20 protein-coding genes are annotated in these 22,144 nt (G+C 68.4%); 11 read left to right on the plus strand and 9 right to left on the minus strand.

The window, feature by feature from the left end; all coding sequences use genetic code 11:
• Positions 1–178: 178 nt before the first annotated feature.
• Together A5625_RS25455 and A5625_RS25460 are read left to right on the plus strand one after the other, a co-directional pair.
• Positions 179–1,261: a ferredoxin--NADP reductase gene (locus A5625_RS25455; RefSeq protein WP_067000848.1), complete on the plus strand. Its 1,083-nt coding sequence runs from the start codon at positions 179–181 to the stop codon at positions 1,259–1,261.
• 45 nt (positions 1,262–1,306) lie between these two features.
• Positions 1,307–1,840 (plus strand): hypothetical protein, encoded by a 534-nt coding sequence (locus A5625_RS25460; protein WP_067000851.1) that lies wholly within the window; start codon positions 1,307–1,309, stop codon positions 1,838–1,840.
• A gap of 3 nt (positions 1,841–1,843) precedes the next feature.
• Here A5625_RS25460 and A5625_RS25465 read toward each other — a convergent pair whose 3' ends face one another.
• A complete protein-coding gene (locus tag A5625_RS25465; protein WP_067000905.1) occupies positions 1,844–2,725 on the minus strand; it encodes an SDR family oxidoreductase in 882 nt (293 codons plus the stop codon).
• An 84-nt stretch (positions 2,726–2,809) separates the two neighbouring features.
• On the opposite strand from A5625_RS25465, the gene A5625_RS25470 reads away from it, so the two are divergent.
• Entirely contained in the window at positions 2,810–3,382 is a 573-nt protein-coding gene (locus A5625_RS25470; protein ID WP_067000854.1) for a TetR/AcrR family transcriptional regulator, read from the plus strand.
• Here A5625_RS25470 and A5625_RS25475 read toward each other — a convergent pair.
• The gene (locus A5625_RS25475; RefSeq protein ID WP_067000856.1) at positions 3,379–5,502 is read right to left on the minus strand and encodes an acyl-CoA dehydrogenase; all 2,124 of its coding nucleotides are present in this window, start codon (positions 5,500–5,502) and stop codon (positions 3,379–3,381) included. The two genes, A5625_RS25470 and A5625_RS25475, sit on opposite strands and share 4 nt — an antisense overlap.
• A gap of 335 nt (positions 5,503–5,837) precedes the next feature.
• Between A5625_RS25475 and kstR the strand changes: the two genes are divergently transcribed.
• Entirely contained in the window at positions 5,838–6,437 is a 600-nt protein-coding gene (kstR, locus tag A5625_RS25480; RefSeq protein WP_066867395.1) for a cholesterol catabolism transcriptional regulator KstR, read from the plus strand.
• Positions 6,438–6,443: 6 nt separating this feature from the next.
• On the opposite strand, the gene A5625_RS25485 is transcribed toward kstR, so the two are convergent.
• Positions 6,444–7,532, minus strand: a complete 1,089-nt coding sequence (locus A5625_RS25485; RefSeq protein WP_067000859.1) for a LacI family DNA-binding transcriptional regulator — start codon at positions 7,530–7,532, stop codon at positions 6,444–6,446.
• Between the two features lie 127 nt (positions 7,533–7,659).
• Here A5625_RS25485 and A5625_RS25490 point away from each other — a divergent pair, with 127 nt between their 5' ends.
• The 6 genes from A5625_RS25490 to A5625_RS25515 are packed head-to-tail and all read left to right on the plus strand — an operon-like array spanning position 7,660 to position 13,232.
• A complete protein-coding gene (locus A5625_RS25490) occupies positions 7,660–8,592 on the plus strand; it encodes a metal ABC transporter solute-binding protein, Zn/Mn family (RefSeq protein ID WP_067000862.1) in 933 nt (310 codons plus the stop codon).
• Positions 8,589–9,410 (plus strand): metal ABC transporter ATP-binding protein, encoded by an 822-nt coding sequence (locus A5625_RS25495; RefSeq protein WP_067000865.1) that lies wholly within the window; start codon positions 8,589–8,591, stop codon positions 9,408–9,410. The genes A5625_RS25490 and A5625_RS25495 overlap by 4 nt, the downstream gene beginning before the upstream one ends.
• Positions 9,410–10,333, plus strand: a complete 924-nt coding sequence (locus A5625_RS25500) for a metal ABC transporter permease (RefSeq protein WP_232003822.1) — start codon at positions 9,410–9,412, stop codon at positions 10,331–10,333. Before A5625_RS25495 ends, A5625_RS25500 begins: the two co-directional genes overlap by 1 nt.
• Complete coding sequence (locus A5625_RS25505) at positions 10,303–11,061, plus strand: LamB/YcsF family protein (RefSeq protein WP_067000868.1); 759 nt, start codon at positions 10,303–10,305, stop codon at positions 11,059–11,061. Before A5625_RS25500 ends, A5625_RS25505 begins: the two co-directional genes overlap by 31 nt.
• Positions 11,061–11,987 carry an MBL fold metallo-hydrolase gene (locus tag A5625_RS25510; protein ID WP_067000871.1) on the plus strand — a complete coding sequence of 309 codons (927 nt, stop codon included), beginning with the start codon at positions 11,061–11,063 and terminating at the stop codon, positions 11,985–11,987. Before A5625_RS25505 ends, A5625_RS25510 begins: the two co-directional genes overlap by 1 nt.
• Before the next feature lie 3 nt (positions 11,988–11,990).
• A complete protein-coding gene (locus A5625_RS25515) occupies positions 11,991–13,232 on the plus strand; it encodes an SLC13 family permease (protein ID WP_067000874.1) in 1,242 nt (413 codons plus the stop codon).
• An 88-nt stretch (positions 13,233–13,320) separates the two neighbouring features.
• Here A5625_RS25515 and A5625_RS25520 read toward each other — a convergent pair whose 3' ends face one another.
• Positions 13,321–15,945: a LuxR family transcriptional regulator gene (locus A5625_RS25520; protein WP_067000877.1), complete on the minus strand. Its 2,625-nt coding sequence runs from the start codon at positions 15,943–15,945 to the stop codon at positions 13,321–13,323.
• Between the two features lie 199 nt (positions 15,946–16,144).
• Here A5625_RS25520 and A5625_RS25525 point away from each other — a divergent pair, with 199 nt between their 5' ends.
• On the plus strand, positions 16,145–17,542 hold the full coding sequence (locus A5625_RS25525) for an NAD(P)/FAD-dependent oxidoreductase (protein ID WP_067000880.1): 1,398 nt from the start codon (positions 16,145–16,147) through the stop codon (positions 17,540–17,542).
• A gap of 9 nt (positions 17,543–17,551) precedes the next feature.
• Here the strand turns inward: A5625_RS25525 and A5625_RS25530 are convergent, their stop codons facing one another.
• The 5 genes from A5625_RS25530 to ispD are packed head-to-tail and all read right to left on the minus strand — an operon-like array spanning position 17,552 to position 22,133.
• Positions 17,552–18,508, minus strand: coding sequence for a glycerophosphodiester phosphodiesterase (locus tag A5625_RS25530; RefSeq protein ID WP_067000911.1), 957 nt, complete (start codon positions 18,506–18,508; stop codon positions 17,552–17,554).
• Between the two features lie 38 nt (positions 18,509–18,546).
• Positions 18,547–19,479: a 23S rRNA (guanosine(2251)-2'-O)-methyltransferase RlmB gene (rlmB, locus tag A5625_RS25535; protein ID WP_067000882.1), complete on the minus strand. Its 933-nt coding sequence runs from the start codon at positions 19,477–19,479 to the stop codon at positions 18,547–18,549.
• Positions 19,480–19,490: 11 nt separating this feature from the next.
• Positions 19,491–20,900: a cysteine--tRNA ligase gene (gene cysS, locus A5625_RS25540; protein WP_067000885.1), complete on the minus strand. Its 1,410-nt coding sequence runs from the start codon at positions 20,898–20,900 to the stop codon at positions 19,491–19,493.
• Between the two features lie 49 nt (positions 20,901–20,949).
• A complete protein-coding gene (gene ispF, locus A5625_RS25545) occupies positions 20,950–21,429 on the minus strand; it encodes a 2-C-methyl-D-erythritol 2,4-cyclodiphosphate synthase (RefSeq protein WP_067000888.1) in 480 nt (159 codons plus the stop codon).
• On the minus strand, positions 21,426–22,133 hold the full coding sequence (ispD, locus tag A5625_RS25550; RefSeq protein ID WP_067000890.1) for a 2-C-methyl-D-erythritol 4-phosphate cytidylyltransferase: 708 nt from the start codon (positions 22,131–22,133) through the stop codon (positions 21,426–21,428). Before ispD ends, ispF begins: the two co-directional genes overlap by 4 nt.
• Between the last annotated feature and the right edge of the window lie 11 nt (positions 22,134–22,144).

The raw sequence follows: 22,144 nt of genomic DNA on the forward strand, positions 1-22,144 counted from the left end.
CGCTGTTGAATGGACGTCACTTAGGTTTGCCTCCTGCGCCAGACTTACTCAGCGGACTTACACCAGAGACTAGAACACGTTCCGATTTGTGTCGAGCAGGGTATTCCTGCGGCTGGTAGCGATACGAATCCACTTTTCTGTAACATGTTCTAGTTGTAACGAAAGGAAGGGACGGGCCTTGACCGAGGCGATTCCCGACGAGCCACTCGGTGACCACGTCCTCGAACTGCAGGTCGCCGAGGTCATCGCCGAGACCGACGATGCGCGGTCGCTGGTGTTCGCGGTACCCGACGACGCGGGCGACCCCGACATCCCGCCCGAGCGGCTACGGTACGCCCCGGGCCAGTTCTTGACGCTGCGCATTCCCAGCGAACGCACCGGGTCGGTGGCGCGCTGCTATTCGTTGTGCAGCTCGCCCTTCACCGACGACGCGCTGACCGTCACCGTCAAACGCACCGCGGACGGCTACGCGTCCAACTGGCTGTGCGACAACGCGCGCGCCGGCATGCGGATCCACGTGCTGGCCCCGTCCGGCAACTTCGTGCCCAAAACGCTGGGCGACGACTTCCTGCTGATGGCCGCCGGCAGCGGAATCACCCCGATCATGTCGATCTGCAAATCCGCGCTGGCCGAGGGCAGCGGGCAGGTGACGCTGCTCTACGCCAACCGCGACGACCGCTCGGTGATCTTCGCCGACGCGCTGCGTGAGCTGTCCGCCAAATATCCCGACCGCCTCACCGTGCTGCACTGGCTGGAATCGCTGCAGGGCCTGCCCAGCGTGGCCGCGCTGGCCAAGCTGGCCGCCCCCTACACCGAGCGGCCCGTCTACATCTGCGGCCCGGGTGCCTTCATGGACTCGGCCAGACAAGCCCTGGAAACGCTGAAAGTGCCTGCGCCGCAAATACATATCGAAGTGTTCAAGTCGCTGGACTCGGATCCGTTCGCGGCGGTGAAGATCGAGGACACCCCCGACGGTGACCAGCCGCCGGCGACCGCGGTGGTCGAGCTGGACGGTGAAACCCACACCGTGTCGTGGCCGCGCAACGCCAAGTTGCTCGACGTACTGCTGGCCAAGGGCCTCGACGCGCCCTTCTCCTGCCGCGAGGGTCATTGCGGAGCCTGCGCCTGCACGTTGCGCGGCGGCAAGGTGAGCATGGAGGTCAACGACGTGCTCGAGCAGCAAGACTTGGACGAAGGCCTGATTCTGGCCTGTCAATCTCACCCGGAATCTGATTCGGTAGAAGTCACCTACGACGAGTAGGCGCAGGGTTAAGTTCACCTGGGGTCAGAGGAAAGGGAAGCATCGATGAGGCGGCTGGTGTCGTTAATCGCGGTCGTCGCGGTGCTGCCGATGTTTCTGCCCACCGGAGTGTGCGCGGCGGCGAGCAACACCGCCACCACGCTGTTCCCGCTGGACGGCCCCAACCAACTCGAGACGCGCGTCGTCCTCAATTGCTTCAAGGCCGACGGCCATTGCGACTTCACCGCCGGGGCGGACATGCTCACGCCGGACGGGGTGACCGGCTTCCCGCCCGGGCTTTGGGCCCGGCAAACCACCGAGATCCGGTCCTCGAACCGGCTGGCCTACCTCGACGCGCACGCCGCCGGCCAGTACGAGCGGGTGATGAAGTCGATGGGTTCCGACGAGATCACCACCATCTACATGGGTGAGGGCCCGCCGGACAAGTACCAGACGCACGGGCGCATCGACTCCACCGATTGGCAGACGGGCCAGCCCAAGACCGACAACAACGTCATCGCGTGTACCCACATCCAGGTGGTCTACTCCGGGGTCAACATCACCTCGCCGAGCACCTGCGCGCAGACCACGTTCTCCTGACCCTCACTCGGGGTAGTCGCCGGTCTCCAGGTCTTCGAGCAGGCTTGGACCGGTCGGCTTCCAGTTGAATCGTTGGCGGGTCAGCGCGCTGGACGAGGGCTGGTCGGCGGCGAAGATGGGGCCGAGGGGGCCGAAGCCCTCGGCCGGGGCGGGCTCGACGGGTAGACCGAGGCGGCGGCCGATCACCTCCGCGATCGCCCGCATCGGATCCCCCTCGTCACCCACCGCGTGCAGTACCGAGCCGGGCAGGGCCTGTTCGAGGGCGAGTCGGAACAACGTCGCGGCGTCGTCCCGATGCACGGCGGGCCAGCGTTGGGCGCCGTCGCCGACATAGGCCGACACACCGCGCTGTCGCGCGGCCTGGATCAGCATGCCGGCGAAACCGTAGCGCCCGCCGGCATCATGGACCGACCGCGGCAGCCGCACCACGGCCGACCGGATGCCGCGCTCGGCGAGGTCGACGACGGCCTGTCCGGTGCGGCCGCGCCCTGCCATCGGCCCCTCGACGTTGAACGGATCGTCCTCGGTGCTGGGCCGTCCGGGCACCGCGGGGGTGCCGTTCGCGAGCACCAGCGGCTTGCCGGTGCCGACCAGCGCGGCGCCGAGCGCGGCCACCGCGCGGGCTTCGTCGCCGATCGCGTCCCCGGCACGGGTGAAGTCATGCGAGAACGCCAGGTACACAACACCGTCGGTTTTGCCGGCGGCCTCCTGCAGGACGTCGAGGTCGACGATGTCGCCGGGCAGCGCCTCGGCGCCGAGACCGCTGATGGTCGCGGCCGAGGCCTCGGAGCGGGCCAGGCCCACGACGTGATGACCGGCGTCGAGCAGTTCCGAGACGACGGCCGAGCCGATACCTCCGCTGGCGCCGGTGACGAATACGCGCACGAGCAGCTCCTTCATGTGATGGGACTTTTGTCCCATCACCATACACCCCTGACGGGACTATGGTCCCATCACTAGGGTGGGGCCATGGCTCGTTGGCAACCCGACGCGCGCGCACGCTTGGTCGGCGCGGCACTCGACCTTTTCAACGAACACGGATACGACCAGACGACGGTCGCGCAGATCGTCGAGCGCGCCGGGCTGACGAAAAGCACGTTCTTTCGGCACTTCCCGGACAAACGGGACGTGCTGGCGGCCGGGCAGGACGCGATCGCGCAGCTACTCCGCGAGGGGATCGCCGCGGCGCCCGCCGAGGCGACACCCCTGGCCGCCGTGTGCTCGGGCCTGAAGTCGGCGGCGTCGGCGTTCACCTCGTTCAACCGGGAGCTCGCACCCCGGCTCAAGGCCGCGATCGCCGCCAGCGCCGAACTTCAAGAACGCAACGCGCTCAAGCAGATTGGGCTGGCGCGGGCGATGGTCGACGCGCTCCAGGCCCGCGGCGTGCCCGAGCCGACCGCCCTGTTGGCCGCCGAGCTCGGTGCGCTGGCGTTCAAATCGGCCTACGCCCGCTGGGCCGAACCGGGCGAAAGCGGAGACCTGGGCGCCATGGCATGCGAGGCGCTACACGAATTACGTTCTGCCGCAGTGGATCTCGGCTAGCGCGGCAAACCGAGGAGCCGCTCGGCGGCGACGGTGAGCAAGATCTGCTCGGTGCCGCCGGCGATCGTCAGGCATCGGGTGTTGAGGAAATCGAACACCGCCTGGTTGTGCACCAGGCCGCCCCCCTGCGACACGTCCATCGTGAATTCGGCCAGCGCTTGGCGAAAGCGCACACCGATGAGCTTGCGCACGCTGGACTGCGCCCCTGGGTCCTGGCCGCCCACAGCGAGCTGGGCGATCCGCTGGTCCAGCAGTGCACCGGTCTGCGCGATGACGATCAACCGGCCCAGCCGGTCTTGCTGGGCGGCGTCGAGGTCGAGCTCGGCCAGCGCCTTGAGCAACTCCTCCATCGGATTGCCCAGCGCGGTACCGCTGGCCATCGCCACCCGCTCATTGGCCAGCGTGGTGCGAGCCAGTCGCCAGCCGTCGTTCACCTCGCCGACGACCAGTTCGTCGGGAACGAACACGTTGTCCAGGAACACCTCGTTGAACAGCGAGTCACCGGTGATCTCACGCAGCGGACGGATCTCGATGCCCGGTGAACTCATCTCCACCAGGAAGTAGGTGATGCCCTTGTGTTTCGGCGCGTCGGGATCGGTGCGCGCCAGGCACACGCCCCAGCGCGCCTTGTGCGCCGCCGACGTCCACACCTTCTGCCCGGTCAGCAGCCAGCCGCCCTCGGTCCGGACCGCTTTGGTCCGCAGCGAGGCCAGATCCGAGCCGGCTCCCGGCTCGGAAAACAGTTGACACCAAAGGAATTCGCCGCGCGTGGTGCCCGGCACGAAGCGCTGGATCTGTTCCGGGGTGCCGTGCTCGAGGATGGTCGGCGCCGCCCACCAGCCGATCACCAAGTCGGGCCGGGCCACGCCGGCCGCCGTCAGCTCCTGATCGATCAGCAGCTGCTCGGCCGGTGACGCGCCGCGCCCATAGGGCGCCGGCCAGTGCGGCGCCTGCAGCCCCGCCTCGGCCAGCGCCGCCTGCCGCTTCTCCTCTGGCAACTCGGCGATCTGCGCGACGGCGGCGGCGATCTCCGGCCGCTGACCCTCGACGTCGGTGAGGTCGATGCCGAGCCGGCGTCGCACACCCGCCTGGGTCAGCGCGGTGATGCGGCGCAACCAGCTTTCCGCCCCGCCCAGGAAGCGTCCGATGGCGTGCGCGCGGCGCAGGTACAGGTGCGCGTCGTGCTCCCAGGTGCAGCCGATGCCGCCGAGCACCTGGATGCAGTCCTTGACGTTGGCCTTGACGGCGGCAATGCCGGTGCTGGCGGCCAGGGCCGCCGCGATGGAGAACTGGGATGCGTCGCCCTCGGCGGCGGCGCGCGCGGCGTCGGCGGCGGCCACCTCGGCCTGCTCGGCGCGGCACAGCATTTCGGCGCAGATGTGTTTGACGGCCTGGAAGCTGCCGATCGGCTTGCCGAACTGTTCGCGGACCTTGGCGTACTCGACGGCGGTCTCCAGCGACCACCGGGTGATGCCGGCCGCCTCGGCCGCCAGCACGGTCGCGGCCAGTTCCTCGACGCGTTCGCGGCTGTCCGACACGACGGTGGCCGGGGCGGAGTTCAGCACCACCCGGGCCAGCGGCCGGGAGAAGTCGGTGGCCTGCAGCGGCTCGATCTGCACGCCATCGTTGCCTGTATCGATCAGCAGCCAGTTACCGTCTGCCGGCAGCAACACGACGGCGCCGTCGGCGACACCCAGCGCGAACGGCAGGGTGCCCGACGCCGTCGACGCCGCTGTGTCGAAGGTGACGTCGCCTTCTAAAGCCAGCCCGGCGAAGCGCTCGCCGGCGGCCAGCGCCGCCAGCAGTTCGCGGTCGGTGACAACCAATGTGGCCAGCGCGGTGGTCGCGACCGGCCCAGCGACCAGCGCCTTCGCCGCCTCCTCGACCATCGCGCACAGGTCTTCGATGCTGCCGCCCGCCCCGCCGGACTCCTCCGGGATCGCGACGCCGAAAATCCCCAGTTCGGCCAGCCGGGCGAACACCGGCCGCCAGGCGTCGGGCTTGCCCTGTTCCACGTCGCGGATCGCCGCGGTGCCACCCGGCCCAGACGTCGAATTGCGGGCCCAATCGCGCACCAGGGCGCGCGCAGCAAACTGCTCGTCGGTGACGGTCGCTACCACCGTGATGGACCTCCGCGTCCTTGACTCGACGTGACAAGGGGACCGAACCCCGTGTCCTGATTGTCCGATGTGCTGTACTTCTCCACCGCGTGTTGGCAGGCAACCCGCTCCCAGAAGACTAGAACGTGTTCTAATAGTGCCAGTGATCGACCGTCAAGTCGAACGTCATTACAGCAGCACATGCGCTAGTCCGCGGCGGTATGGAGGTGGGAAATTCACACGCAGAATGCGTATCGTTTGCAATCGAACCGCCCGGAACAGGAGCAAACCGTCACATGCCAGCCAACGCAAATCCGAGCCGCGTTTCTGACTCGCAGCCGCGCGAGGTCATGAACGTGGCGGTACTGGCGGAGTCCGAACTCGGGTCGGAAGCACAGCGCGAACGCCGCAAGCGCATCTTGGATGCCACCATGGCCATCGCCTCCAAGGGCGGCTACGAGGCGGTGCAGATGCGTGCGGTCGCCGATCGCGCCGATGTCGCGGTGGGGACGCTGTACCGCTACTTCCCGTCGAAGGTGCACCTGTTGGTGTCGGCGCTGGGCCGCGAGTTCAGCCGCATCGACGCCAAGACGGACCGCTCGGCGATGACCGGGGGCACGCCTTTTCAGCGGCTGAACTTCATGGTGGGCAAGCTTAATCGCGCGATGCAGCGCAATCCGCTGCTGACCGAGGCGATGACGCGGGCCTACGTGTTCGCCGACGCGTCGGCAGCCAGCGAGGTCGACCAGGTCGAGAAGCTGATCGATTCGATGTTCGCCCGCGCGATGGCCGACGGCGAACCGACCGAGGACCAGTACCACATCGCCCGGGTCATTTCGGATGTGTGGTTGTCGAACTTGCTCGCGTGGCTGACCCGAAGGGCCTCGGCGACCGACGTCAGCAAGCGGCTGGACCTGGCCGTGCGGTTGCTGATCGGCGACCAAGACTCCAAGTAGCCCGCCTTATGCCGGCGCACCGGCGGTGCGGCCCCGAATGAGCTCGGTATCCAGTAGCTCGACGACCGGCAGGCCCGGCGTACCGGTCCGCGGCGGCCGCAACAACAGCTCGCCCGCCCGGCGGCCCTTCTGCAGGCTGGGCTGCGACACCGTGGTCAGGCCGCGGTTGATGGCGTCAGGCACGCCGTCGAATCCGGTGACGGTCATCTGACCGGGCACGTAAATGCCATGTGCCCGTAGGTAATCCATCGCGGACATGGCCAAGATGTCCGCAGTACACATCAACGCGGTGATGCGTGGATTGGCCTGTAGCGCTACTTTGGCGGCCGCCCCACCGGACTCGGGCAGGTGCTCGTAGCTTTCCACCACGGTCAGCGAATCCGGGTCGACGCCGGCAGCCGTCATCGCGTCCCACACGCCGATGATGCGCTCGCGTTGCACGTCGAAGGCGGGCGAGCGCAGCCGGTCGGCGTCCACCAGTCCTTGGCGCCGGTCCCGGCCCAGCCGCATGGTCAGCAGCCCGATCTCGCGATGCCCCAGTCCCAGCACGTAGTCGGCGAGTTCGCGCATGGCCGCGCGGTCGTCGATACCTACCCGCGAGACACCGCCGAGGCCCTTCGGCTGGTCGACCACCACGACCGGCAGCCGCCGCTGTAGAACGGCTTGCAGGTAGGGATCGTCGTCGCACACCGAATACACCACAAAGCCGTCCACGCCGGCGGAAAGCACTGCGGCAGTACCGTCTTTGATGCTGCGGCTGGGACCCACGGCAACAAGCAGCAGCCCCTGCCCCAGCGCCTCACAGGACTGCGCCACCCCGGTGACGAAATCCCGCGCGGCGGGGTCGCTGAAGAAGTACGTGAGCGGTTCGGCCATCACCAAGCCGACGGCGCCGGCCTTGCGGGTCCGCAACGACCGCGCCACCGGGTCAGGACCGGCGTATCCCAGCCGCTTGGCCGTCGCGAGCACTCGCTCACGCAGGTCCGGCGAGAGCTGATCGGGCCGATTGAAGGCATTCGAGATCGTCGTGCGCGAAACGTTGAGCTCGTCCGCCAACGACGCCAGCGTCGCACGCCGGCGCGGTGTGGGACTCACGTTCGGTGAGGCTACAGCGGATCAGGGCTCCCGCCTATGCGCTTCAGGTTGCGGCTTTGTACTGGAAACGGTTTTCATTAGTATTATGAGTCGGCCGACTGGCCGGCGGGAGGAATCGTACGTGCGCATGGCACTGAAGCGGCAACGCTCGGCTAAGGCAGGAACCGCCGATGCGACACGATGGCTGGCGGCCGTTTTGGTGCTGACCGGAGCGCTCGCCGGTTGCAGCGCTGCGGCGCATTCACGGGCACTCGCCGTCGTCGCGTCCACCGACGTGTGGGGCAGCGTGGCGCGAGCCGTCGCGGGCCGCCACGTCGACGTCAAATCCATCTTGAGCGGGGCGGACATCGACCCGCACTCGTATGAGGTCAGCCCCGCGGATGCCGCCGCGATCGCCGACTCCCCCCTGGTCGTCTTCAACGGCGGTGGCTACGACGGATGGGTCGACCAGGTGCTGGCCCGGTATCCCGACGCCAAGCCGGTCAACGCCTACTCGTTCCTGGCCAACGACGGGCAACCCCGCAACGAGCATGTCTTCTACGACCTGAGCGTCGCCAAATCGGTCGCCACCACCATCGCCGACCGCCTCGCGGTGCTCGACCCGGGCAATGCCGCCGACTATCGGGCCAACGCCGCCGCATTCGGCCGCGACGCCGACTCCATCGCCGGCGCCGAACACGCGGTGGCGACCAGCTACCCCCACACCGCGGTGGTCGCGACCGAAGCGGTCGCGTTCTACTTGCTGAAGGCCGCGGGCCTGGTGAATCGGACGCCACCCAGCTTCGAGGCGGCCATCGAGAACGAGACCGATCCGGCACCGGCCGACATGGGGGTGGTCCTCGACTTGGTCAACCGGCATCAAGTGAAGGCGGTGGTGATCAACCCGCAGACCTCCACCGCCGCGATCAACGGCCTGCGCGATGCCGCACGACGTGCGGGTGTACCGGTCACCGAAGTGTCGGAGACATTGACCGACGGCGCGGATTACCTTACCTGGCAACGTAATACAGTCCACCAACTGCAGTCCGCCCTGCAGTCGAGCCGGTCCCCGCAGTCATGAGCCTCGAACCCGTCGCGGCGGTCGGCAACCCCGCCGAAACCGTGTCGCTGCGCGGTGCGCGGCTGTCATTCGGTGACCGCGTGCTGTGGGACCACCTGGACCTGTCGGTGTCGCGCGGCGAGTTCATCGCGGTGCTCGGCCCGAACGGCAGCGGCAAGACGTCGCTACTCAAGGTGCTGCTCGGGCAGCTGACCCTGAGCGCCGGTGCCGGGCTGGTGGACGGCAGGCCGATCACTTCGGGCAGCGGGCGCATCGGCTATGTGCCGCAACACCGTCCGATGGACGCCGACGTGATGCTGCGCGGGCGCGACCTGGTTCGGCTGGGTATCGACGGACCGCGCTGGGGTGCCACCGCGCTGCGGTCGGCCGACCGTGCCCGTCGCCGCGCGGCCGTGCGCCAGGCGCTGCGTCAGGTCAACGGCGAACACCTGGCCGACGTCCGGGTCGGGATGATGTCGGGCGGCGAGTTGCAGCGGGTGCGCATCGCCCAGGCGTTGGTCAGCGACCCGCTGCTGTTGTTGTGCGACGAACCGCTACTGACGCTGGACCCCGCCAACGCCAAGCTGGTGTCGGCGCTGATCGAGCGGCGCCGCCAGGACGCGGCAACCACGGTCATCGTGGTCACCCACGAGATCAACCCGATCCTGCCGTACGTCGACCGCCTGCTGTATCTGGTCGACGGCCGGTTCGAGATCGGCACCGTCGATCAGGTGATGACCAGCCAGACCCTCTCGGCGCTCTACCAATCCGACATCCAGGTGGTGAAGGTCAAGGACGGCTACGTGGTGGCCGGTGCGCGCGGCGACGGGTACGGCTGATGGACCATCGGCTTGCCGGCTTGCTGGACCATCTGTTCTCCTTCGACATCACCGCGCATCTGCTCTGCCACGACTTTGTGCAGCAGGCGCTGGTGGCGGCCATCCTGCTGGGGCTGGTAGCCGGGCTGATCGGGCCGTTCATCGTGATGCGCCAGATGTCGTTCGCCGTGCACGGTTCCAGCGAATTGTCGCTGACCGGTGCGGCATTCGCACTGCTGGTCGGGTTTCAGGTAGGCGTGGGCGCATTGATCGGCAGCGCGCTGGCCGCCGCGCTGTTCGGCGTGCTCGGGCGACGCGACCGGGAACGCGATTCGGTCATCGGCGTGGTGCTCGCGTTCGGGCTGGGCCTGGCGGTGTTGTTCATCCACCTCTACCCGGGCCGCATGTCGACCAGTTTCGCCTTGCTGACCGGTCAGATCGTCGGGGTCGGCTACACCGGTCTGACCATGCTGGCGCTGGTCTGCCTGCTGGTCATCGCCGTGCTGGCAACGTGTTACCGCCCGTTGCTGTTCGCCACTGTCGATCCGGACGTCGCCGCGGCCCGCGGTGTGCCGGTCTACGCGCTGGGCATCGTGTTCGCCGCCCTGGTCGGTGTGGTGGCGGCGCAAGCGGTGCAGATCGTCGGGGCCCTGCTGGTGATGTCGTTGCTGATCACGCCGGCGGCCGCGGCGGCCCGGGTGGTCACCTCGCCGGCCGCGGCCATGGTGACCTCCGTGGTGTTCGCCGAGGTGGCCGCGGTGGGCGGCCTGGTGCTGTCGCTGGCGCCAGGCGTGCCGGTGTCGGTCTTCGTCGCCAGCATCTCGTTCCTGATCTATCTGGTCTGTTGGCTGATCGGGCGCCGACGGGGGCTTGCGCCTAGGCCGGTGCGCGGGCGCACCCATAAGCTGGGCAGGTGGCCGGTATCGACCTCAACGCCGACTTAGGCGAGGGCTTCGGCGTCTGGCGCCTCGGCGACGACGACGCCATGCTCGACATCGTCACCAGCGCCAACGTCGCGTGTGGTTTTCATGCCGGCGACCCCGCGGGACTCATACGGGTATGCCGGTCGGCCGCCGGGCGGTCAGTGCGCATCGGAGCGCAGGTAAGCTACCGCGACCTGGCCGGGTTCGGCAGGCGCTTCATCGACGTCGCTGCCGAAGACCTGATCGCCGACGTGGTGTATCAGATCGGCGCGCTGCAGGCGATCGCGCAGGCATCCGGCGCCTGCGTGTCCTACGTCAAACCGCATGGCGCGCTGTACAACACGATCGTGACGCATGCCGAACAGGCCGCCGCCGTGACCGAGGCCGTGCGCCTGGTGGATGCCGGGTTGCCGGTGCTGGGCATGGCCGGTTCGGCGTTCTTCAACGAAGCAGGTCGCCGCGGGTTACGCACGGTCGCAGAGGCTTTCGCCGACCGGGCTTACCGCCCGGACGGCCGGCTGGTGTCCCGTCGCGAGCCGGGCGCGGTGCTGCATGACCCGGCGGCGATCGCGGACCGGGTGGCGAGCATGGTCAACTCCGGGAAGGTCGCCGCGATCGACGGCACCCAACTCACTCTGCGCGTGGAATCGGTTTGCGTGCACGGTGATTCGCCAGGAGCAGTGCAGATCGCCGCCGCGGTCCGGGACCGCCTGAGCACGGCCGGCACTGAGATCAAGGCGTTCTGCTGATGCGGCTGAAAGTCGGCCGGCCCGATATCGCCCGGTACGCAGACCGGTTCGACGCGCCCGCTGCCGCACCCAATGCGCCCTCGGTGACCTGGATCGGGGTGGCCACGCTGCTGATCGACGACGGCTCGTCGGCGTTGATGACCGACGGCTACTTCTCCCGCCCGAGTCTGGCCAAGATCGCGGCCGGCAAGGTGGCGCCCTCGCCGGCCCGCGTCGACGGGTGCCTGGCCCGGGCCAAGGTCTCACGTCTGGCGGCGGTCATTCCGGTGCACACCCACATCGATCACGTGCTGGACTCCGCATTGGTCGCCGACCGCACCGGCGCGCAATTGGTCGGCGGTCAGTCCGCCGCCAACGTCGGGCGCGGCTACGGGCTGCCGGAGAACCGGATCATCGTCGCGGTCGACGGCGAACCGATTCAGTTGGGCGCTTACGACGTCACCCTGGTGGAATCGCACCACTGCCCGCCGGACCGGTTTCCCGGCGTCATCGATGAACCGATCACGCCGCCGGTGAAGGCGTCGGCGTACCGCTGCGGGGAGTCCTGGTCGACGCTGGTGCACCACCGGCCGACCGGCCGGCGGCTGCTGATCCAGGGCAGTGCCGGCTTCGTCAAGGGCGCCCTGGCCGGCCACCGCGCCGATGCCGTGTATTTGTCTGTCGGGCAACTGGGGTTGCAGCCGCGGTCCTACCTGGTCGACTACTGGGCCGAGACGGTGCGTGCGGTCGGTGCCCGCCGGGTGATCCTGATTCACTGGGACGACTTCTTCCGCCCACTGACAAAGCCGTTGCGCGCCTTGCCCTATGCCGGTGACGACTTGGACGTGTCCATGCGCATCCTCGACGAGCTGGCCGAACAGGACGGTGTCGCGGTGCACCTGCCCACGGTATGGCGGCGCGAGGACCCGTGGAGCGAAGCGGTTTAGACGTTGGCCCTGACGCTTGCGCTGTTGCTGCTTGCTGTTGTGCTGGCGTTCGCCGTCGCGCGTCCCCGGGGCTGGCCCGAGGCGCTGGCGGCGGTTCCGGCCGCGCTGATCTTGATCGCGGTCGGCGCGATCTCGCCGCAGGAGGCGGTGAAACAGATCGCCGATCTGTTCGGCGTGGTCGCGTTTTTGGGCGCGGTGCTGGTGCTGGCCAAGCTGTGCGACGACGAGGGCCTGTTCGAGGCCGCGGGCGCGGCGATCACGCGCGGTCGAGTCGGGTCGGGTGGCCTGCTGCGGCGGGTGTTCGTCATCTCCTCGGTGATCACCGCGGTGCTGAGCCTGGACGCCGCGGTGGTGTTGCTGACACCGGTGGTGCTGGCCGCGGTGCGCAGAGAGCGCACCCGGGTGCGGCCGTACGCCTACGCCACCGCCCATCTGGCCAACGGCGCCTCGCTGTTGCTGCCGGTGTCGAACTTGACCAACCTGCTGGCCTTTCACACGGCCAACATCTCGTTCACCAAGTTCACCCTGGTGATGGCCGCGCCGTGGCTGGGCGCCGTGACCGTGCTCTACCTGATCTTCCGGTGGTTCTTCGCCAAAGACCTTGGGGTGCAGCCGAACCCGGAGGAAGTAGGAGCGCCGCCACGCCCGCCGGTGTTCGTATTGGTGGTCGTCGCGCTGACGCTGGCCGGGTTCGCGGTCGCTCAATCCGTGGGCATCGCGCCGGCCTGGGTGGCGCTGTGCGGCGCCGGGGTGCTAGCGGTGCGCAGCTTGCGCCGTCGACACACCTCGCTGTCCGACATCGTGCGCTCGGTGAATGTGTCGTTCCTGGTTTTCGTGCTGGCGCTCGGCGTCGTGGTGCAGGCGGTGATGCGCAACGGAATGGACCAAGCGATGTCGACGGTGCTGCCGTCGGGGTCGGGCCTGTCCGCGTTGCTCGCCATCGCCGCGATAGCCGCGGTGCTGGCCAACGTCGTCAACAACCTGCCCGCCACCCTGGTGCTGCTGCCGCCGGTTGCACCGAGTGGGCCGGTGGCGGTGCTGGCGGTACTGATCGGGGTCAACATCGGCCCCAACCTCACCTACGTCGGATCGCTGTCGAACCTGCTGTGGCGGCGCGTGTTGCGACAGCACGACGTCGACGCCGGCGTCGGCGAATACACCCGCCTCGGGGTGTGCACCGTGCCTGCGTCGCTGACTGTGGCGGTGCTGGCGTTGTGGGCGTCGGCGCGGCTGCTGGGTCTCTAGCCGACCGCTTCCCTGAATTCACGCCCCGCTGGCATGGCCGGTTGCCCAGCGGCGCATGAGTAGTCGCCTACTCAAATCTCTTGACACGTCAGGTTGACCCGGCGCCCGGTCCTGACCGGATGATCGACGCCAGCTCCTCGCGTGATCGGGCGCCCACGCGTTGGCAAGCCCGATAGACATGCCCCTCCACCGTGCGCACCGACATCACCAACTTCTCGGCGATCTGCCGGTTGGACAGACCGGTCACGACGAGTTCGATGACGTCTCGCTGCCGGCCCGACAGCTTGAGGCCCGCCGGAGTACGCAGCGCCGGCGTGGACAGTCCGCCACACTCTTCGGCCAGCTCCCGGGCCAGCGCCGCGGCATAGAGGCCGCGCTTCTGCTGCTGGCCCTCGGCGAACGCCACCGAGGCCTGTGCCGCCGCATCAGCGGCCGCGGCCCGATCACCGATCTCCCGGTATGCCGCCGCCGCGGCCAGCAGGCCCTCGCCGTTCCCTGCCAGCAGAGCCTCCGCATGCAGCGCAATGGCATCGGCCAGTGGCAGCGACAGCACGCCCGCCAGCTCGCGGGCCCGCGCAGCGCCCGAGGCGTCACCCCATTGCGCGGCCGCCTGTATGCAGGCCAACTCGTGAGTCGGCTGGCCGCGCTCGCGGGCCAGTCGCGCCGCTTCCTGGGCACCGGCCACGGCCTCGCTCAGGGCACCGCCCGCTGCCAGGGCCCACCCGCTGGCCAGGGACAGTGCGGTGTGCATGAACAGGAAGCCGGCCGGTACGCACGACCGTGCCCCTACGACCGCGTCGTTCGCCTCCGCCGGCTGCCCCAGCTTGGCGTGCGCTTCGGCCAGCGCAAAGAAGCTTGCTGGCCGCAATCCTGTTGTGACGGAGTGCATTTGCACCCCGGCGAGCGCTTCGTGGAGCAGCCGCGCCGCGTCGGCAACGGCGCCGCGGACCAGGGCGGCGTTTCCCAACAGGAGGGCGAGGTTCGCATAGGCCAGTCCGGGTACGTCGCAAGTCGGGTCGGCCAATTGCTCCGCAGTCCTAACGAATTCGTTGACGCGGCCGGTCAACCGGCAAGCACGGCCGTACACGGCGCCGAACCAGAACCGCATGTGCGAGGCCTGAAACGATGTCGTCGCTCGGCGCAAAGCCGCCTCGGACACGCTCTCGAGGTCGTCGACCTCGCCCAACGCCCCCATGGCCATGATGAGTGCGAGCGAGGCCATCATCGCGTGAAAGTCCGGGAGTACACCCGAGTCCAGGGCGGCTCGGGCCCTTTCAACCGCCAGGTCGCAGCGCGCCGACACCGCGTCCAGGCAAGCCTGCACCGCCAGACGTTCGACCGCCTGACCCGGCGTCTCGCGGCCGGCGACGAGTCCGTCGAGAATGGCCGACGCCTCGGCCGGCTTGCCGAGCATCCAGATCAGGTTGGCCGCCCGGAGCGTAGCCCAGTGGTGGCCATCCGTCGTGTCAGCTTCGGCCAGGTCGCGCAGGGCCGTCTCGGCCTGCTCGCCACGTCCGAGCAGTATCAAATTCATAGCCCGCACTCCCGCGGCACCGGGTGCGGCGGATGCCGCCGCGGCGCTGGCGAACCGGTCGGCCAGTTCGAGATCCAGCAGCGTCATCGCGTGCCGCGCCGACTGCAGGTACAGCTCCGGTTCGGGGTCGAGATCCGATTCGAGGCGCAGCAGCGCGCGCCGCACGGTGGCCTGCATGTCGGCGTCATCGTGCTGCGCCAGCCGCGTCGCCAGCCTGCCCCTGATCGTCGACAGATACATTTCGCCCGCCGCAGCGCGGCGGAGCTCGCCGAACAGCGGGTGCGCCAGCCTGGCCATCAGCCCGGCGGGGGTCCGTTCGACGTTCACCAGACCCATTCCCTCGGCGGCGAGCAGATCCTCACGGCGCACCAAATCGCTGAGCACCTCAACGGGAAGCGGCTCACACTGCGACAGCGTGTCCACCACCAGGGCCAGCCGCGGGCTCAATCCATCCAGCCGGCGACCCACCGCGTCGGACAAGCTGGCCGAGACCGCAACGTCGCCGTCCCACACCCAGACCCCGGCCACCTTCCGCATCCGCCCGGCGGCCATCTGATCGGTCAGCAACTGCCTGAGGAACAGCGTGTTGCCGCCGGTGAGGCGCCGGAACCGGGCGGCGCTGCGTGCATCCACCGGACCGCCCAGCGTGCCCTCGATGACGTCACGAGTCGCCGCAGTCGAGAGTGGTTCGAGAGTCAGCCGGGGCAGCAGCCCGTCCTTCCACAACGCCGTCACGGCGTCGGGCTCGTCGCTGCCCGTGCGGACAGTCACCACCAGCCGCGCACCGCCGGACTGCGCCAGCTGATGAACGACGAGCGCGGACAGCCCGTCGAGCAGGTGTGCGTCGTCGACACCAACCACGACGCGACCACGACGCTGAAGTGCGACAAACGACTCGATCACCCGCTGCACGTTGGTCAGCGGGTCCGACATCGCTTCGCCCAACAAGCCGATGAACGCCCCGAGGGGCAGCACGCGAGCCGACTCGGTACCGACAATCCATTTCGTCCGCTCACCCGACGCCTCGGCACGCCGCAGCGCTTCACGGGCCAGCCACGTCTTACCGACGCCGGCGGCTCCGGCAATCACGACGCCGGAGTGCTTGCCAGCACCGGTCAGGGCGCGGCGAATGATTTGTAGTTCGCTGTCGCGCCCGGTCAGCAGCGCGCCGCTGATCACGCGGCGACTATAGCTGTGCGCCGGTACTCTCCGGGCGGCTTTACCAGGGTTTCATAGCTCTTTGGACGCGCCATCGAAGGGCGTGGCCAAGGGTGAACAGGCCACCCGCCCAAGTCGCGTACCCGACTACGCTATCGGCTCCCCACCGATCCGGAGAGCATCGCTGTGTTAGCTAGCGGGTGGACAAAGGCGGTGGGTCATGCTGGACGCAAAGAGCAAAATCGGCGATCACGCGGTGGTGTTGGGAGCGAGCATGGCCGGTCTGCTGGCCGCCCGGTCCCTTTCCGACTTCTTCGACACGGTCACGGTCGTGGAGCGCGATCCGTTGCCCGACACCGGCACGGTTCGCCGCGGTGTGCCGCAGGGCCATCACCTGCACGCTTTATTGGCTCGCGGCGCCCAGGTGATTGAGGACATGTTTCCGGGCGTGCTCGACGAAATGGTGATGGACGGCGCCCAATATTTCGACGGGCAAGACTTGTCGCGTCTTCATTACAACGTGGGTGGGCATCTGATGGCGCGCGCCGGAAGCGCTCCCTCGTTCACCGCATACAGTGCGACGCGACCTTTCCTGGAAGATCACGTACGCACGCGGCTGCGTCGCATTCCGAACGTCAGCCTGCTCGACGAGCACTGCATCGTGAGTTTGACCTCCACCCCCGACCGCGACCGCATCACGGGCGTACGGGTGGTCAACGCCCACTCCGGCGAACTCACCACGCTGACCGCCGATCTGGTGGTCGACGCCACCGGGCGCGCCGCTCGTACCCCGTCATGGCTGGACAGCATGGGCTACGACCGCCCGCGCGAGGATCGTGTCGTTGTGCAACTGACTTACGTGAGCCAGTTGCTGCGCATGACGACCGATACGCCGCACGAGCTCGGATGCCTGGTCGGGGTGGTGCCGGGCAGGCCGAGAGGCATGGGCTTGCTGCACTGTGAGAACGACACCTGGCTGTTCACCGTGATCGGGGTGGCCGGTGCGGAGGCGGCGGTCGAACTTCCGGCGATGTGCGAGTTTGTCGAGGGTTGCGCACCGCCCCACCTGCTGACCGCCGTGCGAGCGGCCGAGCCCATCGGAAAGCCGGTGCGGCACCGGCTGCCGTGCAGTCGGTGGCGGCGCTACGACGAGATCGCGCGGTTCCCCGAGGGCCTGCTGGTCATCGGCGACGCCATCTGCAGCTTCAACCCGATCTACGGCCAGGGTATGACCGTGGCCGCGCTCGAAGCGTCGGTGCTGCGGGACTGCTTGTCCTCTGGCACTGAGGATTTGGCGCGACGCTTCTTCCGCGCCGCGGTGAATCCGATCAACCAGGCCTGGCAGCTGTCCACCACTCCGGATCTCGCCCTGCCCGAATTACCCGGCAGCCCAACTTTCGTAGCGCGGCTCTTCAACAAGTACGTCGATCGCGTGCTCGCCGCGGCCGAGTGCGACACCGCCGTGCTGGACCAGTTCTACCGGGTGACCTCGCTGGTCGATCCTGCCGCGCGGCTGCTGCGCCCGGCGATAATATGGCGCGCTGCTCTTGGCAACCATCGCCGAATTCGGGTGGATCACCCGGACGCGGAGCAACTCATGCTGACCCGCAACGGGTAGCGCTCGGGTTCAATCGCGGTGGTAAGCCGGCGGCAGCGGCATGCCTCGGTCGGCCAGCACCATTCGGAGGAGCGTCGGGTAGTCGGTGATGATTCCGTCGACGCCGTAATCGAGCTGCTCCCGCATGGCGGCGGGGTCGTCGACGGTCCACGGAATCACCTTGAGCCCCAACGCATGCGCGCGGCCGACGTACGGTGCGCCGGTGACCAGCTGATAGTCCGGTGACATGATGCCGGCGCCCACCATCCGCGCGCCGACCATGGGATCGCCGACCAGCGTGGGATTCTGGCCGGCCAGCCACGGTGAATTCGGTGCCCAGGTGTGGGCGTCGTAGAGCGCCACCAACGGAATCGAGGGCTCGGCCCGCCGCACTAGTGGCAGGGTGCGCCAGTCGAAGCTCTGGATCTGCACGCGGTCGAGCTTGCCCGCGGATTTGACCGCGGCCAGTATCACGTCGACGAACTCCTCCGGTTCGGCCGATACGCCGGGCCGATCGGCCTCCACCTTGGTTTCGATGTTGTAGCGCATCGCGTCTGCGCGGTAGGAGTCGGCGAGCGCGAAAACCTGCGGCAGCGTCGCGATCTTGTTGCCGTGCACCACTTCAGCCCGCGGGTAGTCACTGAGCGGACGTCCACAATCCAGGGTGCCGATCTGGATCAGGGTGAGCTCGTGCACCAGCTTACCGACGTACGGATACTGTGGGTCATCGGCGAACGCGGGCGCGGTGTCTGCGCATTTTTCGCCTTCGATCGTCGGGTCATGCCACACCAGCGGTTGGCCGTCTTTGGTCATCACGATGTCGAGTTCCAAAGTGCTGACGCCTAATTCGAGCGACTTGGCGAACGCACGCAGGGATTCCTCGGTGGTTTCCCCGCGGCCCCCGCGGTGGGCCTGCAGGTCGAATTCGGGTGACTGGGCCGCGGCCGCGCCAATCGGCAACAGCGCGATAGCCAGCAGCACCGCCAGCACGACACGAATGCGTGTGGGCCAGCCGGGCACCGGAATTAAGTCCTGCGCTGGCGCGAGATTTCGGCGAGTACCACCCCGGCGGCCACCGACGCGTTGAGCGATTCGGTGTGCTGAGCCATCGGGATGGACACCACTTCGTCACAGTTCTGCCGCACCAACCGCGACAAGCCCTTGCCTTCCGATCCCACCACGACCACCAATGGATCGGTGCCGTCGATGTCGTCGAGAGTGGTGTCACCGCCGGCGTCCAGTCCGATCACCCGCAGCCCGCGGTTGGCCCAATCCGTCAGCGTTCTGGTCAAATTCGTGGCCCGCGCCACCGGAAGGCGCGCCGCGGCCCCGGCGCTGGTACGCCAAGCCACCGCCGTCACCGAGGCGGACCGCCGCTGCGGGATCAGCACCCCGTGGCCGCCGAAGGCCGCCACCGAGCGGACGATGGCGCCCAGGTTGCGGGGGTCGGAGATGTTGTCCAGCGCGACCAGCAGTGCCGGCGGCGACGCGATTGCGGCGGCAAGTAGGTCGTCGGGGTGGGCGTAGTTGTAGGGCGGCACCTGCAACGCGATGCCCTGGTGCAGGTGGTTGCTGGTCATTCGGTCCAGATCGGTACGCGGCACCTCGAGGATGGAGATGCCCGAATCCGCTGCGCGAGTTACGGATTCGGTCAGCCGCTCGTCTGCTTCGGTGCCCAGTGCCACGTAGAGCGCAGTAGCGGGCACCCCGGCGCGCAGGCACTCCAGCACCGGGTTGCGGCCCAGCACCGTCTCGGCTTCATCGGTGCGGCCACGCGCCGGCCGACGGCCCTGGGTCTGGGCGCGCTTGGCCGCCGGATGGTTGGGGCGCAGGTGCGCGGGCGGTGTGGGGCCCCGGCCTTCCAGGCCGCGGCGGCGCTGGCCGCCCGAGCCCACGGTCGGGCCCTTCTTGGTGCCCTCTTTGCGTATCGCCCCACGGCGTCGCGAGTTGCCGGCCATCTAGTTGGCCCCTACTGATCTGGACCGGCCTGCAGTGACCACTGCGGCCCGTCGGCGGTATCGGTGACCTCGATGCCGGCGTACTTGAGCCGGTCCCGGATCTCGTCGGCGAGTGCCCAATTGCGTTCCGCGCGCGCCTTTTGCCGATTCTCCAGCTCCGCCTGGACCAGCACGTCGACGGCGGCCAGCGCCGCCGATGTCTCGTCGCGGGTTTCCCATCGTTCGTCGAGTGGGTCGCAGCCGAGGATGCCCATCATCGCCCGGATGGCGCGGGCATGCGCCAGCGCGGAGTCGTGATCGCCGGAGTCGAGTGCCCGGTTGCCCTCGGCACGGGTCTGGTGCACCTCGGCCAGTGCGGCCGGCACGGCCAGGTCGTCGTTGAGGGCCTCGGCGAACTTAGGTGTCCACTGTCCAGGCTCGACCCCACCGACCCGCACCCGCACCCGGTGCAGGAATTCCTCAACGCCGACATAGGCTTTTACGGCGTCCTGCAGTGCGGTGTCGGAGAATTCCAGCATCGACCGGTAGTGGGCGCTGCCCAGGTAGTAGCGCAGTTCGGCGGGTCGCACGCGCTGCAGCAACGCCGGTATGGACAGAACGTTGCCCAGCGATTTGCTCATTTTCTCGCCGCCCATCGTCACCCAGCCGTTGTGCAGCCAGTAGCGGGCGAATCGATCGCCGGCGGCGCGACTCTGGGCGATCTCGTTCTCGTGGTGCGGGAAGACCAAGTCCATTCCGCCGCAATGGATGTCGAATTCGGAGCCCAGATAGGTGCGGGCCATCGCGGAGCATTCCAGGTGCCAGCCCGGACGTCCGCGACCCCAGGGGGTCGGCCAGGACGGCTCACCGGGCTTGGCGGCCTTCCACATGGTGAAGTCGCGCTGATCGCGTTTGCAGGTGGCCACGCCTTCGCCCTGATGGACGTCGTCAATTTTGTGGCCGGACAGTTGGCCGTATTCCGGGTAGCTGAGCACGTCGAAGTAGACATCGCCGCCGGCCGCGTAGGCGTGATCGGTTTCAATCAGCCTGCCCATTAATTCGACCATCTGGGTGATGTGGCCGGTGGCGCGCGGCTCGGCCGACGGCGGCAACACGTCCAGCGCGTCGTAGGCGGCGCTGAAGGCCCGCTCGTAGGTGGCGGCCCACTCCCACCACGGCCTGCCCGCTGCGGCGGCCTTGTTGAGGATCTTGTCGTCGATGTCGGTGACGTTGCGGATGAACGCGACGTCGCAGCCGCGCGCGATCAGCCATCGACGCAGGATGTCGAAGGCCACCCCGCTGCGCACGTGGCCGATGTGCGGCAGGCCCTGAACGGTGGCGCCACACAGGTAGATGGAGACGTGACCCTCGCGCAGCGGCACGAAGTCACGCACGGCGCCGGCGGCCGTGTCGTGTAGCCGCAAGCGGGCGTGATCGGTCACGACGTGCCAGCTTACCGGGTGGTTCCCCGACGCCCGGCGCTGCGCGGGCTTACTCGGCTGGGACCACCAGCGCGGTGGCGATGGCGGCCAGCCCCTCACCGCGTCCGGTCAGCCCCAACCCGTCGGTCGTCGTCGCCGACACCGAGACCGGCGCGTGCAGTAATTCCGACAGCACCCGCTGCGCTTCGGCGCGACGCGGACCGACTTTCGGCCGGTTCCCGATGACCTGCACGGCGGCATTGCCGACCCGGAAGCCGTGCTGCGACGCCAGATCCGCAACGTGGCGCAGCATGTCGGCGCCACTGACCCCTTTCCAGCGCGGATCGTCGACGCCGAACACGGCGCCCACGTCGCCCAGCCCGGCCGCCGAGAGCACCGCGTCGCACAGGGCGTGCGCCCCGACGTCACCGTCGGAGTGACCGGCGCAGCCGTCGGCGTCAGCGAAAAGCAGACCCAGCAGCCAGCACGGCCGTCCGGGTTCGATCGGGTGCACGTCGACGCCGAGGCCGACTCTTGGCAGGGCGTTCACCGGCGTACGACGGTTTCGGCCAGCAACAAGTCGAGCTGGGTGGTGATCTTGAAAGCCAACGGGTCGCCGTCGACCACCTGGACCTGACCGCCGACATGCTCGACCAGCGAGGCGTCGTCGGTGAACCCGGCCTTATTGGCGCCGGCTCGGTATGCGCGCAACAGCAGATCGGTCGCGAAGCCCTGTGGGGTCTGCACGGCCCGCAACCCGGCGCGCTCCGGCGTACCCAGGACCACCCCGTTGGCGTCCACGGCCTTGATGGTGTCATGCAGGCGCAACGCCGGCACCACCGCGCGGTGGCCGGCCCGTAGCGCCGCCACCACCCGGCGGATCAGTGCCGGAGGAGTCAGCGCCCGCGCCGCGTCGTGTACCAGTACGAACTCGGGCGCCGCGGAAGGCAGCGCCGCCAGTGCCAGGTTGACCGATTCGGTGCGGTCCGGGCCACCGGCGACGACGGTGGCTTGTCCGGCGCCGACGTGGCCGGCCAGCACCTGCTTCGCCTCATCGATTCGGTCGACGGGAACAGCTGCCACGACGTGGTCGACGACGCCGGATTCCAGCAAACCGGCGACGGCGCGCTGTAGCAACGTGCGCCCGTCAACCACGCAAAAAGCCTTGGGAATTCCTGCGGCCAGTCGTTCGCCAGACCCTGCGGCCGGGACGACTGCTACGACTTTGCCTGAGGAGCCCGTCTCCGGGTCCACCGAAGCGTCAG

The organism is Mycobacterium sp. 1465703.0 (genome assembly GCF_001672975.1).
Lineage (GTDB): Bacteria > Actinomycetota > Actinomycetes > Mycobacteriales > Mycobacteriaceae > Mycobacterium.

What these genes read in the sequence shown, in the direction of transcription:
- A5625_RS25525 (WP_067000880.1), top strand. Translation starts at nt 16,145, where the DNA reads ATGCTGGACGCAAAGAGCAAAATCGGCGATCACGCGGTGGTGTTGGGA.
- rlmB (WP_067000882.1), bottom strand. Translation starts at nt 19,479, where the DNA reads ATGGCCGGCAACTCGCGACGCCGTGGGGCGATACGCAAAGAGGGCACC.
- A5625_RS25470 (WP_067000854.1), top strand. Translation starts at nt 2,810, where the DNA reads ATGGCTCGTTGGCAACCCGACGCGCGCGCACGCTTGGTCGGCGCGGCA.
- A5625_RS25510 (WP_067000871.1), top strand. Translation starts at nt 11,061, where the DNA reads ATGCGGCTGAAAGTCGGCCGGCCCGATATCGCCCGGTACGCAGACCGG.
- A5625_RS25500 (WP_232003822.1), top strand. Translation starts at nt 9,410, where the DNA reads ATGGACCATCGGCTTGCCGGCTTGCTGGACCATCTGTTCTCCTTCGAC.
- A5625_RS25490 (WP_067000862.1), top strand. Translation starts at nt 7,660, where the DNA reads ATGGCACTGAAGCGGCAACGCTCGGCTAAGGCAGGAACCGCCGATGCG.
- A5625_RS25495 (WP_067000865.1), top strand. Translation starts at nt 8,589, where the DNA reads ATGAGCCTCGAACCCGTCGCGGCGGTCGGCAACCCCGCCGAAACCGTG.
- A5625_RS25460 (WP_067000851.1), top strand. Translation starts at nt 1,307, where the DNA reads ATGAGGCGGCTGGTGTCGTTAATCGCGGTCGTCGCGGTGCTGCCGATG.